Origin of the sequence: Paenibacillus nasutitermitis, assembly GCF_014641075.1 — a bacterium.
Lineage (GTDB): Bacteria > Bacillota > Bacilli > Paenibacillales > Paenibacillaceae > Paenibacillus_Z > Paenibacillus_Z nasutitermitis.
Map to the genome: position 1 here is coordinate 73,003 of NZ_BMHP01000007.1, position 16,472 is coordinate 89,474.

Genomic DNA, 16,472 nt, shown 5'->3' on the forward strand with positions numbered 1-16,472 from the left:
CCACAGAAGGGAGCTTGGGATCGGATGACAACCATTACATTCGTCAGACATGGCATAACGGATCATAATATGGAGAATCGGGCGCAGGGACATACTCAGAATCCGCTCAACGAGACGGGAAGGGCACAAGCGGCCTTGGTGGCCAAGCGGCTTGCACAAGAGAGCTGGGATGTATTCCTATCCAGTGATTTAAGGCGGGCAAGGGAGACGGCCGAGATTATTGCCAGGGAAACGGGCAAGCTGGTCGATTTCTACGATGAACGGCTGCGGGAGATGGACCGCGGCCTGATCGCCAACACCATCGAAGCGGAGAGAGTCCAGCGGTGGGGAGCGAATTGGCATGAGCTGGACATGAAGCAGGAGACGCATGCGATGATGCGTGCCCGCGGCCGGGGTTTCGTAGAGGATATCGGAACAAGATTTGCCGGCAAGAAGATTCTTGCGGTCACACACGGATATTTTCTCGGTCATACCTTAAAGGAATTGATGTCCGATGAATCTACCGGTATACAAATGCGCAATACGTCCGTAACAACCCTCTGCCTGGAGGATAACGGTTGGTGCTACTTGCTCTACGACTGCATCCGTCATCTGGATGAGTCATAACCATCGTAACTCGCGGTATTTGGACGGGCTCATGCCCATGTTCTTGGAAAACACCCGGCTCAGGTACAATCCGTTCTCATAGCCGCAGCAGGTTGCGATTTGATCCAGCGTCATATCGGTGTCCAGAAGGAGCTCGGCAATCTTGCTGATGCGCAAGGAACGGACGAAATCCGAAGGGGCGATGCGGAAGGATTTACGGAATCGCCGTGTGAACTGGACCGGGCTAAGACTGAGCGAATCAGAAAGCCCTCTCATACTAAACGGAGTATAAGCGTTCTTATAAATCCATTCTGCCGCACGGTTCATTAACGCATCATCCGAATCTGCCGGCAGCGGCATTTCATCATGCAGAAGATCGCGGTCCCAAACCTCGCAAGCGAGCTGCCATACGTCGTTAAGAATCATTTGCTTGCGCAGGAGACTGCGCTCGTCCGTTGAGAAATGCAGCTTTCGCAGATAGGCAAAATCGGAAACGAGCCGTTTGTTGTCCATAGGCCGGGTAAGGAATGTCGGCAGGAGCGGTGCAAGCGTCGTCTGATGTTCCCTGGCTATCTCGAAGCCGATATAATGAAGAGCCAAGGGAGACACCATTTCGCGTTCAAAGGTGAATCCAGGCGGGCAGAATATCAGGTCTCCTGCTTCCGCTTCTCCCCGTTCCTCCCCGATCCGGTAATAGAATTTGCCCGATTCCAGGGCAAACAGCACCCAATTGGAGTAACGATCCTCATTCACTTCAAATTTTTCCTTACGCTCAAAGTAGGCATGAGAAACGAGGTGCAGTGTTTGGTTCCACAATGTCGGCGAGTTCATTCACGCATCGATCCTTTGTCCTTATAATGGGGATTCGTGTAAGTTAAGAAATCAAACGGTGGTGGTAGGTACTCAAACGCTAACCTTTTTTTGTTTATCAGGCATTTCCGGCACAGCTCAAAGGGCTCCTCCGCGTTTATTCAGAAAACGGTACAAAATCACGCTGAGCACCATGCAGAGCAGCGCGCACAAGGCGATAAACAGATATCCGGCCTGCAGACCCCGCAGGAGTCCGAGTTCGGACCCGGTTTCGTTCGAAAAAAGATCCTTGGTCCACTCCGTAATTCCGCCGATCAGCAGATTGCCGATGATGCAGGCGATGCCCATCATTGTTACGGTAAAGGTTATCGCCGTATCGCTGTTGCGCGAGTAGTAGCGGGCCAGATAGGCCATCACGGTCGGATAAATGGGGGCGATGCCAATGCCGGCCAGCGCGAACAGGAAGGCGCCCGGCTCTCCCGTGACTATAGCCGCCACCGTGAATAGGCCGGAACTGCCGGAGAAGATGATCAGCGATTTAATGAAGCCGATTCTGTCAGTAACAGGTCCCAGGATTAGCCGAGCTGCGGTAAAACAGACAAAGAAGGCGGACAGCATGCCGGCTGCGGCCGTAGGCGTCCACTCGTAGGCTTTCTCCAGAAAGTTGACGAGCCAGCCGCCCACCGCCAGTTCCGAGACGACGCCGAAGGAAAGAATGCCGACGATGAGCCAAGCAGCGGGGTCTTTCATATAGGAGACATAAGAGACTCTCTCCTCTACCGGTACGGTGTCCTTGGGAAAGGAGGCGAACAAAGCGGGAATCATCGGAATGATGGCCAAAGACAACATGACCAGATACATGCCGCCCCAGCTCAAGGTCATGTCGAACAGATGCAGCCCCATCAGCATGGAAGCGAACAACGGGGCCACGATGGAGCTGAGACCGTAGAAGAAATGGGAAAGATTCATCATCATTCCGGTATTTTTGACAAAAATACGGGCGGTAAGCAGAGCCAGTCCGATCTCTAATATTCCATTCCCGACATACATCAGAAAATAAGAGGCGGAAAGCGCCGCATAATTATAGGAAAGATACATGAACAGACCGGATATGGCCATGGAGCCAAAGGCCATCAGCATCGTAAAGCGCAGTCCCAGTTTGTTCGTAAGGACAATCGTAAAACTGCAGGCAAGCAGATAGCCGAGCGAGTTTAACGAGAGCAGCAGCCCGATTTGCCATTCGCTCAACGAGAAATCAGCCTGCATTCGGGGGAGGGCCGGCCCTTTGCTGTTCTCTGAAAATCCAAAGATCAGAAAGCCTGTAAAGACGACAAGCAGCAGCCACAAGCTGTTCCAGCGTTTGGCTGGCTGTATTTGGGATTCTTCCGGATTCACACTTCAGCCTCGCAATCTATTGATGATGACGACCCGTAGCGGAGGAAGAGAGCATAAAGAAAGGATACCCTTTCTTCCGGCTAATACCGGCTATTGTAACATGAAAGTAAATAGAGCTCTAGATATAATCGGGCCGATATCACAATAATCCGCATTGCCTGGCTCTGCCCTATGATACAATAGTAAGTATTGTTTACTTGGGGAGGACTTTATTGATGAAGCCGCGTGCGCGATTCAAGCTGAATTTCTCAAAAGGAACAGCTATTGAGCCTCAATACAGACTTAACCGTGAAGCAGTCATAGCGCTTTTTGTACATGGCTGTTTTCAGTTTGGCGCCTCAATGTCGGGGTTGTTCCTGAATCTTTATTTGTGGCGGCTGACCCAGGATTTGGCGGTAAACGGGATATATAATATCGTGGTTTTCTTGTTTACGCCGGTAGCCTTCGCACTCGGAGGATGGATCACCAAGCGCACGGATCGAATGGTTACGTACCGCCTGGGCATTGCAACTATAGCTGTATTTTATCTGCTGGTAGTAATCGCCCAAGGGAAGGTGGCGGAGTATTATGTCGCTTTTGCCGTCTTTAACGGTTTTGCGGCCGGCTTCTATTGGACCGGCTATCTGGTATTAATGTACGATGTGTCCAATGAGAGCAACCGCCTGCGTTTTCTGGCGATCAACATGGTGGTATTCAGCACCGCGGGGCTGATCGGACCGGCATTGGCCGGATTTATTATTCAACGGAATGAAGGGCTTCAAGGCTATATCCTGACTTTCCTGATCGCCTCTATTATGTTTGTTGTGGCGGCCATCGTCAGTTTTCGCATACAGGTGTCGCCTTCCCGCCACAAAACCTACCATCTGCGTCTGATGGGTCTTCTGATGCGCAGGGAACGGCTCTGGCTGATGGGGCTGATCGCATTCTTTGTAATGGGGCTGTTTCAGGGGATTATGCTGTTTCTGCCGAATATCCTGCTGCTGCAAACGGTAGGCCGGGAAGACTGGGTCGGGTATTTCGGGGTGTTTTTCTCTGCAATTACGGTGGCAACCGGGTTTGTTATATCCAGGAAAGCAAAGAAAGAGCAGGTCCGCAAATACGTGCTTATAACCTCGACAGGCGTTGTGCTGGGGGCTGCGTTCCTGTTATTGGAGGTGCAGCTCTGGACGGTCATGCTGTTTATGATCCTGTTCTCCATCTGCAATCCGCTCGTGGGGAACTCGCTGACCTCCTATTATTACCGGCTAATTGGCAGGCTGCCCCTCAAGGGCCAGCTTAGAGTGGAGTCGGTTGTGATGCGCGAGGTTTTTCTTAATGCGGGCAGGGTGATCTCCATCACCCTGTTGATTGTATTGTCCAAAGATCTGCATTCCATCTGGCTGCCCATCGTGCTGGTCAGTATGGCTGTGCTTCAGTTCGCCATTTACTGGCTGATCCGGGAGGAGCAGCCGGAGTCTTAAAGGGAGAGATTGGATCGGCCCGTTATTGACCGGACATCCACTCCAGCAGTCCGGGCAGCTTAATCCAGAGCTGCAGATGGCTGTTGACATAATGTGCAGCTTCATCTGCATCTCCCGGGCTGTAATCATCGCTAGGGTTTTCGGGCAGCGGCTTAGACCCGAATAGATAGCCAGGCACATGCTTGTTGGCTTTTCTGGCATTCCGGTACAGCGTGGTCAGCTTGGCTGATTTGCCTCTGCGCAGAAACTCCAGAATAAAACGGTCGTATACAAAGGAACTGTCGGTATCATCTTCATAGGTTTTCAGCAGCCGCTCCGCATCATCCAGGCGTCGCCTGTCCAAATAAACGGCAAGCAGCCAGTACCTGGCTCCGATATTGTCGCTGGGGCTAAGGGAAAGCAGATCCTCCAGATGCTTGAGGGCTTCCTCATAATCCTCCAAGTCCCAGCACAGCTCGGCATAAGCGAATTTGATCCTCATGTACGGCCGCGTCTCGGAAATGAGCCAGAAATGGCCTCTGTTCTCCTCGATAAACGATTCTCCCAAATCAAGCTCCGCTGCAACCAAACCATGCTTTACAAAAGTGATCGCCCGCTCCGGGGTTCTGCAAAACTGTGAAAGTATAAGATAAACGTCCGCATTATACGGGTTCAGCTTCAGAGCTTGATGAAGATATTCCAACTGCTGCTTGCGGCTGGGCTCCTGGCGGGCCATCTCCAGGCATTCGGCTGCCTGCCGCTGGGCTTCGGGCTTAACTGCAGCCCTTCCAAAAGGGGAGAGGGCAGGTAAGGCCCCCGCATCCTCCTCTTCCAGTTCCTCCCCCTCATGAAGGAGATCATAATGACTTTCCGCAAACTCATTGAGCTCCTGGAACCGCTTGGATATCGTGGCGGGGGATACCCCGTATTTATTGGCGATCTCCGTTTGCGTGACTTCATACCCATGGGCCTCGCAGACAAGGTATTCAAGCGCCGCGCAATAAGTCCCGTATTTACGGAATATGGGTTGACGCTCGTTGGAAAACTCATTCCACAGACTGACCGCCTCTATAATCCGCTGTTCCTCGAAAAAAGGTTCCATCCCGTTGGTGAGATGATGGGCAAGCTGCGGGTACAAAGCATTATGCCAGACCATGTCTTCATCAATGAGCGCGTGGATTTCAGGGATAGACAGGCTGTAATCGAGCTGCGGCTCCTCGCGGACAAGCTCCAGGTGCGCCCTTTCGGCATTCTGGTTCTTTTCCAGGCAGCAGCGTTTGTACTTTTGCCCGCTTCCGCATGAACAAGGATCGTTTCTTCCGAGTTTTGACAACATGCATCACTCCAAACAATTAGATTCGTGCAGATCTATTTTCGTTTATTTTAAACAGGCAGCAGCAAGTCAGGGGTTAATGGGTAACATGTTTTTTACGATACTGAAAAGGCGTCATGCCTGTCTTCTTCTTGAACAGCGCATGGAAAAATTTAATATCATTATAGCCCACCTGCTGGGAAATTTCACGGATGGAGGCCGAAACGCTCAGAAGCTCGCAGCTTTTGGCGATACGCAGGGATTGTATATATTCCGTGTAGGACTGGCCGATCGATTGCCTGAACAACCGCTGCAGATGGCTGACGCTCACATGAATCAGGGCGGCAAGCTGCTCAAGCTTCAGGTTCTCATGATAATGCGAATGGATATATTTGAATACCGGCTCCAGCTTGCCTACGTTTGATGAAGGAAGGCTCCCCTGCTGTTCATAGCGGAACAGGGTGGACAGCAGCTGCAGCACCTGCGCGCTCAATATCAGCTCATGCCCGGACAGGCGCAGCGAATATTCCATGAAAAGCTTTTCCATGATGGACAGGACTTCGCCGTGATGATCCCGATAATGATAATAGCGGTATGAATCCTGATGAAACATCCGTTCAAGCCCTGCAGAAGAAAGAATGGAATGCTGGAAACGGCGGATAAAGGATTTCTCGAACAAACAGTTATATACAACCAGCCGCTGATCCTGCTCCTTGGATAAAGGGCGGAACACATGAGGCGTGCCGATGGCGATCACAAAAATATCCCCGCGCTCGATTTCAAGCCGGTCGCTGCCGATGTAATGCACCCCTCTGCCTTCGGCAATGTAGGCAATCTCCACAAAGTCATGGACGTGAAGTGGCAGGGTGAAGGATTCTCTTTCTCTGGCTATAAAAAGAGGGAGCTGGTCGCGCCAATAAAAGGAACCTCGCAGGACTGCGGGCTTGCCTGTCATAATCGGAACATCCCTTCAGTAAGATGCAATCTACCCTTTATTGTAGCACAATCGCCGGTATGCCCGCTCCGGCTGCTGCTTTATAATGATAGCAAATCCAACACGTACCCTACCAGGAGGAGCATCCAATTATGCTGACAATCCACCATTTAAGAGTAAATGACCATAAGGAGCCGCTTGGGATCGGCAATGAGCCGATCCGGTTCTCATGGCGTCTTGGCAGTGAAACCAGAGGGGCGGGCACAGAAACGACCCGTCTGCATGTAGCATCCAGCCGCGAGCTGCTGCTAAGCGGTAAGGGAGATATTTGGGAAGCGGAGTCGCAGGAGCGCAATCTGCTGCAAGTGGACTATAACGGTCCCGCTTTCGAAGGGCGCAGGCGCTATTGGTGGCGCGTGTCTGTAACCGACCGGGAAGGACATCGGACGGAATCCGAAATTGCTTTTTTTGATACCGGCTTGTTCATGGATCAATGGAAAGCCAAATGGATTTGGCGTCCCGGCAAACGGCAAGTCAATGATTTTGTTTATTTCCGTAAAGAAATGAATCTTCGCAAGCCGGTGGCGCTCGCCAAAATATTCGTGTCCGCCCATAACGTATTCCAGCTGTATGTGAACGGGACGCGCTTAGGCGGCAGCGTATCCCCGGCGCCGACCCATCCCGGCAAGCATAAATATGTGATGGCCTACGATGCTACGGCGCTTCTGGAGAAGGGACGGAATGCACTTGGTGTGATTGCCCACTATCTCGGGGGAACGGGGCAGAACTACGTCGACGGACTCCCGGGTTTCTGTCTCCAGATGGAGATCGATTATACGGACGGCAGCTCACAAACGTTCAAGACCGATGCTTCCTGGCTGGTGCTGGCCGATCCGCCCCACCGGTCGGGGACCGACTATCAGCAGAACCGCCGCGTCAGCGCGATTGAAGATGTGGACGCCCGCAAGCTGCCCGGTGACTGGAATCGGGCAGGCGGCGGCAGCGGGGAATGGCTGAAAGCGAAGCTGGCAGCGGCTTCCGTACAGCGGTGGAGCCCGATGTGGCAGCCCATACCCGAGGGGGCAGTGGAGGAGCTGATTGTGCCTGCAGTCACTCAGCCCGCTCATATCCGGGATGAGGAGCGGGTGCAGGTATTCGATGCCGGAAGAATCATCTCCGGCTGGCCGCTTATCAAGCTTCAAGGCATAGCGGGAGTCACGCTGCGCATCCGCTATTCGGAAGATCTGGACGAGAATGGCCGCGTCAAGCATCATGTAGCGAATGAAACTTCGGCCAGCTATTATGATCAATATACGATGCGCGGAGACGATACGGAGAGCTGGCAGCCGGATTTATCCTATAAGGCGTTCCGTTATCTGGAGGTAACCGGTTATCCGGACGACATCATCCCCGGGGAGAATCTGTGGGCGGTATCCGCCCATACCGATCTTGCGTATGAAGGGCAATTCGCTTGTTCCAGCTCCCTGCTCAATGACATGTATGAGGCCTCTATCCGGACGCAAAAAAATAATGTGCTGGGCCAGGTTGTGGACTGCCCGCACCGGGAGCAGGCGCAGTATTTGGCCGATTCCGATCTGCAGGCCGAAGCGCTGCTGTTCAATTTCGATGCACGCCATATTCTGGAAAAGGTCAATGCCGATTTTGCGGATTCGCAGTACGCCGACGGGACTTTTCCGTTTGTGTTCCCGTCCAACAACGCGCATCCGGATTTTAATTTGCAAATCCCGGAATGGGATCTGCACTATAACACGCTTCTGTGGAAAATTTACTATATCTATGGGGACGAGCGGATCCTTGAGAAGTATTATGGGACGGCCAAACGGATGGCGGATTATTATCTGGGCATTCTGGACAAGGAGCTCGGCCTGGTTCCGCTGGATAAGGGCTGGCATATCAGCGACTGGCCTTATCCTACAGTCGATCATGACTCGCGGGTACTGACCGTAGAGAACATGAAGCTGTATGCGGCTGTACAAGTGCTGGTAGATATGGCTTCCCTGACAGGGCGCGAGGAAGATAGAGCGGCATACAGCAGTCAGCTGGATCGTCTTAAGACTAACATCGTGAAGCATTTGTATGACCGCAGCCATCGCAGGTTCCGGGATGCTCTGGACTCGGACCGGATGCACCAGGGCGTGAGTGGTCTTGGACTGCATCTGGACCTGGTCCCGGAAGAGGACAAGCCTGCATTGGTTGAGGCGCTTGCCGACGGGCCCTGGGAGTGCAGGACGGTTCTCGGACTGCCGCTGCTGCGCGCTTTGTTCGAGAACGGCCGGCCGGATGCGGCTTACGGCATTATCGACAACGGGGAGTATCCCGGCTGGGGTTATATGATCAGGCAGGGGGCCAAGACGATGTGGGAAGGCTGGGAGGATATTGAATCCCACTCGCATGCCTGGAACGGATACCCTGCCCGTCTGATGCAAGAGTATATGGCTGGCATTCAGCCTGCCGGGCCCGGGTTCGAGCAAGTGCGTATCAAGCCTTACCCCGCACCGGAGCTTGCCTTCGCGGAAGCTTCCGTGCCGACGGTGCGGGGAGCCGTACAAGTCCGGTGGGAACGTCTGGAGAACGGGCTTCGCCTGATTAGCGATATTCCGACCACTATGACAGCAGAGATTATGCTCCGCATGCCGGAAACAGGAGGCATCACCAGTATTCGGGAAAGCCAGGGCGAGGTATGGAAGGACGGCTCGTTTGTGTCGGGCGTTGCCGGTGTTCTTGGCGGCGACAAGCGCGGGGACCTGCTGGTTTTGCGACTGGAATCCGGCAGATACGAATTTACGATCATCTGAACTTTGTTTGCGCACCATTCTGGATTGCGTCTGCAGTCTGCCTATCCTTACTCTCTTCCCTAGAGACTTCGTCAGACCTGTCTCCATCGCACTACGCAGCGCCGAATTCTCCTCACCTGCTTACCCGCAGTGTGAGAAGCGTTCGGCGCTGTATTAATTTGTCCGGTCTTCAAGTAAACTAGAGAAAAAGCTTTCATGAGGAGAGAGACCCATTGCCCCAGTTAACGGTCAGAGGAATAGAGCCGTCTTCGATGGCGGCCATAAGCAGGCAGCTTGTCTTTGGGCATGCAGGAGCTCGAAGTGGCCTTCCGCGTATATACAGAGGAGGGTTATTACATCAACGGTGCCCCTTGTAGTTGAAACAGCCAACCGATAGATATGTCCCAGGATAGGAGAGACGGCCGTACGGTGCGAATCCATCGCATCTTACGGTTTTTCATGTTTTTTGAGGCAAATGAAAATGGAACTGGGAATATAAAAAAATATATGGACAGGAAGGGGGACTAAATCGGAATTTGTCGAATCAATAGGTATATAGTATGTAAGAGAGGTGCAAGATGAAATCTTTATTGAAATGGGGACTTTTCGCCGTTATTCTCCTGGTTTTCATAACCCCGCTCGTTACGAACGCGGTTACATCCGATGAGAGTAATTCCGAACGGCAGAAGTTGTCCAGCATTACCACGTGGGAGCAAAAGTGGGGCAATGGTTTCGCGGCGGGCAGTCCAACCAACGGGAGCTTGTCCACGGAAAATGAAAGCGAATGGAAAGAGGTTCGTCTGGCCGACAATAATCTGTCTGTTCAGTCCAAGAATGACAGCAGTATAATGATGAGAATCAAGCTGCCTGCTCTTGGAGACCATGACGGCTTATACATAAAAAAGCTTTATGCGAATCGGGTCCGCATTTATGAGAGCGGGCATCTGATTTATAAAATGGATTACAACTACCAATATGATGTCCACCGTATTCTGGTGCCTCTCAGTTCGCAAAGTCCCGATCGAATGATTGAGATCCTGGCGGATTCTGATTCGGAGCGGGTAGGGGCGGCATCGGAAATTCTGGTTGGCCGTTATCAGAAACTGGAATCCACTTACATGAAGGAAAATTTAATGGATTTGTTCCTGGGCTGTGCCTTCATTTTCGTTTCGCTGATCATGATGTTGACGGCAATTTTCCTGAGCCCCCAGCAGCGCAGAAGCTGGCTGTCCTTGAGCGTAATGATCCTGTCTATCGGCGCGCTCATGATCTCGTATGAGCCGTTTCTCTATATCTTTTTCGGACAGTACGGCAAACTGTTTGTAAGTTCGTTTGACATCGCGCTGCTGCTGTTTCTGCCGTCCCTGATTATCTTTTTTGAAAATATGTTTGGTCCGGGATATTATGGCATCTTCAGTAAACTGCGCCGGTTTCAAACGGTCTTTTCTCTTTTTGTGTTGGTCTGCCTCGCCTTTGATGAAGCCACGCATTTGCGGTTTCACGAATTTTATTTTTTCTTATCCGTTAAAATATTGGGTATTGTTATGGTGGTGCAATTTGTAACGATTGTGATCTCCACGATTATTTATGCTGCAAAAGGCAGCAAAGAGGCTTTGATCCTTTCTGTGGGGATCGGGATATTTGCGCTGTTCGGCGTCGGAGAGCTGGTCTGGTTCTATCTGGTTTCCGAATTTTATGATTTCAGATTCTGGAAGTTGGGCATTGTAGCCTTCGTATGCTCGCTGATTATTCTGCTTGGCCGGAAAATGGCCCATACTCATAATAAAACCGTCCAATACTCCAAAGAACTGGAAGTGTACAGCCAGAAGCTGCAGCTCTCTGAGAAAACAGAGGTGATCAGCCAACTGGCGGCTTCGGTGGCCCACGAAGTGCGGAACCCGCTCCAGGTTTCACGCGGTTTTCTGCAGTTGATGCAGGAACGTTCGGAGGATCCTAAAGAGCAGAATTATATGAATTTGGCCATTGAGGAGTTGGACCGGGCCTCCGATATTATTACCAACTACCTATCCTTTGCGAAGCCGCAGCCGGATACCGTTGAAACGCTTAATCTTTCCGAGCAGCTGAAGCATGTAAAAGGAATGCTCCTTCCCTTGGCGGATTTGCAGGGCGGGCGTATTGAAATTCAGATCCATCCGGAGCTGCTTGTAACGGGAAATGCCGGCAAAATCAAGCAGATTTTTGTGAATCTGATGAAGAATAGTATTGAAGCGACGGGAGAAAACGGTCTGATCAAGCTCTGGGCCTACGAAAAAAAAGGATCGGTCATCATTCATCTGGAGGATAACGGAGAAGGCATGGATGAGACGATGCTGGCCCGAATCGGCGAGCCTTACCTGACGAATAAATCAAAAGGCACGGGCCTTGGCATGATGGTAACCTTTCAATTGATTGAGCATATGGGCGGGGAATTGCAATTTAGCAGCAAAATAGGGATAGGAACCGAAGCGATCATCCGGCTGCCTGGCGGATTGCTGAAATAAAAAAAGCGTCATAATAAAAACTATGACGCTTGTCTGGTTCTTAAGAATCAGTAAGGTGTCCTACCACATCGAATTGACATCGTCAACCGAACCCTCTTGAGGAGCTGGAGGAATAACCAGATAGAAGGATTTCGATGTCTCTTCAACTGCCGTAACGTTAATGTCGTCAGGCACGCTCACGTTGAAAGCTTCCTGGATGGCTGCTTTGGGATTTGCCAGCAATTTTGCTTTAAAATCCGGTTCGTTCCAAGCTTTCTCAATAATTTGCTTTAACAATTCCTGTTCTGCTGACATGGTCATCATCCTTTGTAGTGGGTTAAATTACTCAGGAATATTGTACCATAAGAAATCGGTAAATTCTACTAATTTATGAACATATTTGACTATATTCCTTAAATATCTACACGATCTTTAGTAGGAGTCCGAACATATGAACCTCAAATGATAGCTCAGGATTCGACAGCCATTGCGCAAGCTCTTCTTCACGCTGATCTGGAAGAGGGAAACCGTAATGATAAGCGGTGACCATCTGCATGTAGCGGTACATCAGATGTTTGGTATCCGCGGTATCCGCCGCGGCCTGATAATGGAAGAGCTCCTGATTATCCCAACCCCTGGACCGGGCCTCGAGCGAAAGCGAATCCCGCAGCCGCAGCAGTCTGGACCGGCGCAGCGGCAGTCGGATCTGCCTGTACAGGGAACTGAACAACGGCAAGTTATCCTGCCAGCGGCTCTCTTCGGCATCTTCAATATCGAGGATGATGACGGTCGAATGCCGATGGGTCCGTTCACGCAGCCACTGCACAAAATGCCCCTGATCCCGAAGATGTGCAGCGACCAGCCTTACAAGCACCAGGTCGTACTGCTCCTTCCCTGTATAATCTTCATAGGAACTATGGACGAAGGTTAGCTGTGGTGTTTCCTTCTTCCTTGCATACTCATAGATCCCCTTGTCCATTTCCAGACCGGTGCAGCTCCACCGCGGGAAGAGCCGGCTCAGCCGGGATAAATATTCCCCATTGCCGCAGCCTACGTCAAGAACCCGGAGTCCGGAGGTTACTGCAAAATCAGAGAGGAACAGCTGTTTCTCGACTGGAAGAAACAGATCCGTTGTAGCGGTCAGCATGCAGTCAAACCATTTTATTTTTGTCATATTGCACATTCCTCCGAAGACATACGCCTTTTGGCGGGTTTTCTTCCTTTATCGGAAAAATAAGGCGGATTGGATAGGGTATTCCAAAAAGGGGTTTATTGGGTAAATAAAAACGCGTGCCCGGCGGATTCTATTCCGCGGAAACACGCGCCATTTATCCTCCGCCCTTGATAGGCGATCCGGATCAGAACAGCTTCATATATTGTTCAAGCGTCATGTCGGCTTTTGTGATTTCTGAGGCGATATACACCCCCACGTAACGGACATGCCAGGGCTCATAGGAATATTCAGTGAGCTTCTCCGCTCCTTTTGGATAACGGATAATAAAGCCATACTCGGCTGCATGGGATCGGAGCCATTTGCCTTCTTTGGTATCGCCGAAACTCTGTTCAAGACTATAACCGACACTTGCGCTCGATACATCCATGGTAAGTCCGGTCTGGTGCTCGCTTTGGCCCGGACGGGCGCTTGTTTTATTCGCTTCCTTCTCGCCCTTAAGCTTCTTGTTGCGGTCAAAGATGGCCTTCTGCGTGGCATAGGATCTGTACCCTGAGACCGCCTTTAGCGTGATCCCGTCCTCCTTGGCACCTGCAAACAGCTTTTCCAGCGCAGAAGCAGCCGTCTTGCGCATTTGTTTTTTGGGGTTGTCCCCGGAGAAGGAGAACGCTACCTTGGGTATGGTTAAATCACCTGGCACATAGGAAGCAGGCAGATTCCGGTATTTGTTCACCAGCACCACCGGGCTGGTTGGGTTGGTCACGACTTTCAATCCGGAACTATTCTTCTTGATGGTCAAAGATGGAGCATTAAGATGCATATAACCAGTAAAGGTCTTCTGACCTCCATAGGCGTTTGTTGATGAGGCAGCCGCGGCGATTTTCGCCCCAGTCTCTGATTGGGATACCGCAGTTTGTCCGCTTGCGAAACTTTTAGAATGGAAAGCAGTGGAAAACACTAGCGCAGCACCCATTGAACCAAGTAATATAAAAGATAATACCTTTTTATCCGCTTTCATTTCATTACCTCCTGCTTAATCTGCTTGTTTTTACACTAGCGAATAGGTATTTCGCCAACGTGTTCGGATTGTTTCTATCTTGTAAACATTCCGGCGCTTGCGGAACCAGGCAGATGGTAATAGAATGTGACGGTTTTAGTAAACAATGACTCAAGACATGAGGTGCTTCTCCATGAAGGCCATGCCCAAGGCGATGGTGGTTTTAATTGTCCTCTTATCTTTGCTTTCTCTATTGCCGCCTAAAGCTTATGGCGAAGCGAAAGTAAATCGAATCGCTATCACGGTATGGGAGATGAAATGGGAGAAAGACGCGAACCGGATTTCACCGCAGGATGTGATCAGGCAGGGTGGCTGGGAGCCGATTCAGGCGCTTGAACCCGTAACTGCGAAACCTCAGGATGCCACCGGGGCCTGGATTAAAATCGATCTGCCTGAAATCGCCGACCGGTCCGGCATTTACATTAAAAAATTGTATGGTCAAAATGTGCAGGTCTATTTGAAATCCGAGCTTATCTATGAAAATAAACGCTCTTACAGGTATGATGATTACCGGCTGCTGCTTCCCTTGAATGCCGGCGACTCGGGGAATAGTATACTGATTCATACGGATACAACCATGAAATCGCTCGGTATTTCCGACGAGGTTGTAATCGGCGATTACCAGGAGCTGACGAGCAGCTTCTTTAAAGTGGATATTCTTGATATTGTGCTGGGCAGCTCGTTTCTTTTTGTTTCTGTCGTGATGCTGGCATGCTCCTTCTTCTTAAGCAGGCAGCTTCTGCCGGCATGGTATTCCCTAAGTACGGTCATCATTTCAATCGGCTGCTTCATCATTATTTACTCACCGTTTATGTACACGTATTACGGCGGGTATGGGGCGGCGTATATTTTTTTCTTCGATATGGCGATGGTGATCTTTACACCGGCACTCACCTATTACTTCGAATGCATGTTTGGCTGCGGACCGTATGGCATTATCCGAAAGTTCCGAAAAGTTCAAATGTTTTATTCCGCAATAAGCGTCGTGTCCATATTGTCGTACCATCTTTACCCGGACGTTTTCTATCCGTTTTATCATATTTTCACAGCCACCTTGCTGGGATTGTCGCTTATCATCCAGTTTGTGCTTATCGTCGGAATGACGATTGTTTACGTGGTGAAAGGGAATAAGGATGCAGTCATTATATCGACGGGGTTTACGATGTTCGCAGTGTTGACGGTTTCCGATCTCTTATTCTATTACAGCAGGGACGGGCAATACACCTTGTATCTATGGAAATGGGGCGTTGTGGCGTTTATCTTCTCGCTTATTGTTCTGCTGGGAAAGCGGTTCACGCAAAACCATGAGCAGATCGTGCGTTATTCCAAGGAACTGGAGATGTACAATTACCAGCTTCAGCGCTCAGAGAAGATGGAGGTGATCAGCCAACTGGCTGCCTCTGTAGCCCACGAAGTCCGCAACCCGCTGCAGGTGACACGCGGTTTTCTGCAGCTGTTGAACAGCTCCAACCAGAATGTGAAGGAGAAAAGCTATCTGAAGCTGGCGATTGAGGAATTGGATCGTGCGGCCACGATCATTACCAATTATTTGACCTTTGCCAAGCCGCAGCTGGAGCAGGTCAATCGGCTTGATCTGGCGGAAGAACTGTCCCATGTGGAAGGCATTCTAATACCGCTGGCGAATCTGCAGGGTGGAAAGATCGAAATTAATGTCCCTGCTAATCTGTATGTCTATGGGAATTCATCGAAATTAAAGCAGGCGATTATTAATCTGATCAAAAACAGTATTGAATCGCTGCGGGGAAATGGACGCATTCATCTGTGGGCCTATGAGAAAAAAGGGGAGATTATCATCCATATCCGCGATAATGGGGAGGGGATGGAAGAAAATATGCTCAAACGGCTTGGTGAACCTTATTTTTCCAATAAAACGAAGGGCACAGGACTTGGACTGATGGTCACTTTCCGGATTATTGAGCTGATGGATGGCAAGCTGGAGTTCAGAAGCGAGAAGGGGGTCGGAACGGAAGCGATCATCCGGTTTCCGGCCGCCGCTGCCCAATAATAATGAAAATGCCATGTTCCTCGGAAGGAACATGGCATTTTTAGTTAAGACCGTGATAATTGTTCAAGGTATGGATCGGAAGCAGTCTTACCAGACTTCGTCGATACTTGATGATACGTTGATATTATCTGCGGGGTTAGGAGGAATGATGAGATAGAAATGGCTCTGGGTTTCTTCCAATGTCGTTAACTGAATGCCGGCCGGAACTTCCAAATGAAAAGCTTCTTGAATGGCTGCGCGGGGATCTGCGAGCAGCCTGCGTTTAAAATCAGCATCGTTCCAAGCCTTCTCAATGATTTGATCCTTTAAATCCATTTCAGTTGCTGTCAACATAGGATCACCCTTTTCTATAAAATAGTAGTATACAAACCTAATATTACCATTTAAGAGGCTGCAATTCTACTATTATTTTGAAACGGAGAGAATTTATGTTTGAAGCCGGTAAGCAGAAATAAGACTTGCAAAATT

General features: G+C 50.4%; 13 protein-coding genes. 5 read left to right on the forward strand and 8 right to left on the reverse strand.

The features are described from left to right. Positions 1-24: 24 nt before the first annotated feature. Positions 25-606: a histidine phosphatase family protein gene (locus tag IEY46_RS30125; protein WP_188998228.1), complete on the forward strand. Its 582-nt coding sequence runs from the start codon at positions 25-27 to the stop codon at positions 604-606. On the opposite strand, the gene IEY46_RS30130 is transcribed toward IEY46_RS30125, so the two are convergent. Continuing rightward, positions 601-1,416: a helix-turn-helix domain-containing protein gene (locus tag IEY46_RS30130; protein WP_188998231.1), complete on the reverse strand. Its 816-nt coding sequence runs from the start codon at positions 1,414-1,416 to the stop codon at positions 601-603. The two genes, IEY46_RS30125 and IEY46_RS30130, sit on opposite strands and share 6 nt — an antisense overlap. 117 nt (positions 1,417-1,533) lie before the next feature. Then, a complete protein-coding gene (locus tag IEY46_RS30135) occupies positions 1,534-2,790 on the reverse strand; it encodes an MFS transporter (protein ID WP_373288927.1) in 1,257 nt (418 codons plus the stop codon). Between the two features lie 215 nt (positions 2,791-3,005). On the opposite strand from IEY46_RS30135, the gene IEY46_RS30140 reads away from it, so the two are divergent. Then, a complete protein-coding gene (locus IEY46_RS30140) occupies positions 3,006-4,250 on the forward strand; it encodes an MFS transporter (protein ID WP_188998234.1) in 1,245 nt (414 codons plus the stop codon). Positions 4,251-4,272: 22 nt separating this feature from the next. On the opposite strand, the gene IEY46_RS30145 is transcribed toward IEY46_RS30140, so the two are convergent. Both IEY46_RS30145 and IEY46_RS30150 read right to left on the reverse strand, forming a co-directional pair. Then, complete coding sequence (locus IEY46_RS30145; protein WP_229750643.1) at positions 4,273-5,565, reverse strand: tetratricopeptide repeat protein; 1,293 nt, start codon at positions 5,563-5,565, stop codon at positions 4,273-4,275. Between the two features lie 73 nt (positions 5,566-5,638). Further along, positions 5,639-6,496 (reverse strand): AraC family transcriptional regulator, encoded by an 858-nt coding sequence (locus IEY46_RS30150; RefSeq protein WP_188998238.1) that lies wholly within the window; start codon positions 6,494-6,496, stop codon positions 5,639-5,641. A gap of 131 nt (positions 6,497-6,627) precedes the next feature. Here IEY46_RS30150 and IEY46_RS30155 point away from each other — a divergent pair, with 131 nt between their 5' ends. Further along, a complete protein-coding gene (locus tag IEY46_RS30155; protein ID WP_188998241.1) occupies positions 6,628-9,291 on the forward strand; it encodes a family 78 glycoside hydrolase catalytic domain in 2,664 nt (887 codons plus the stop codon). A 557-nt stretch (positions 9,292-9,848) separates the two neighbouring features. Next, positions 9,849-11,771, forward strand: a complete 1,923-nt coding sequence (locus tag IEY46_RS30160) for an ATP-binding protein (RefSeq protein WP_188998243.1) — start codon at positions 9,849-9,851, stop codon at positions 11,769-11,771. A gap of 60 nt (positions 11,772-11,831) precedes the next feature. On the opposite strand, the gene IEY46_RS30165 is transcribed toward IEY46_RS30160, so the two are convergent. From IEY46_RS30165 to IEY46_RS30175, 3 genes are all read right to left on the reverse strand, one after another. Beyond that, positions 11,832-12,065, reverse strand: coding sequence for an NHLP leader peptide family RiPP precursor (locus IEY46_RS30165; protein WP_188998246.1), 234 nt, complete (start codon positions 12,063-12,065; stop codon positions 11,832-11,834). A gap of 106 nt (positions 12,066-12,171) precedes the next feature. Next, positions 12,172-12,924, reverse strand: coding sequence for a class I SAM-dependent methyltransferase (locus IEY46_RS30170; RefSeq protein ID WP_188998249.1), 753 nt, complete (start codon positions 12,922-12,924; stop codon positions 12,172-12,174). 184 nt (positions 12,925-13,108) lie between these two features. Next, on the reverse strand, positions 13,109-13,939 hold the full coding sequence (locus tag IEY46_RS30175; protein WP_229750644.1) for a M15 family metallopeptidase: 831 nt from the start codon (positions 13,937-13,939) through the stop codon (positions 13,109-13,111). A gap of 172 nt (positions 13,940-14,111) precedes the next feature. Here IEY46_RS30175 and IEY46_RS30180 point away from each other — a divergent pair, with 172 nt between their 5' ends. Continuing rightward, positions 14,112-16,004 carry an ATP-binding protein gene (locus IEY46_RS30180; RefSeq protein WP_188998251.1) on the forward strand — a complete coding sequence of 631 codons (1,893 nt, stop codon included), beginning with the start codon at positions 14,112-14,114 and terminating at the stop codon, positions 16,002-16,004. 87 nt (positions 16,005-16,091) lie between these two features. Here IEY46_RS30180 and IEY46_RS30185 read toward each other — a convergent pair whose 3' ends face one another. Continuing rightward, positions 16,092-16,337, reverse strand: a complete 246-nt coding sequence (locus IEY46_RS30185; protein ID WP_188998253.1) for an NHLP leader peptide family RiPP precursor — start codon at positions 16,335-16,337, stop codon at positions 16,092-16,094. Positions 16,338-16,472 lie beyond the last annotated feature (135 nt).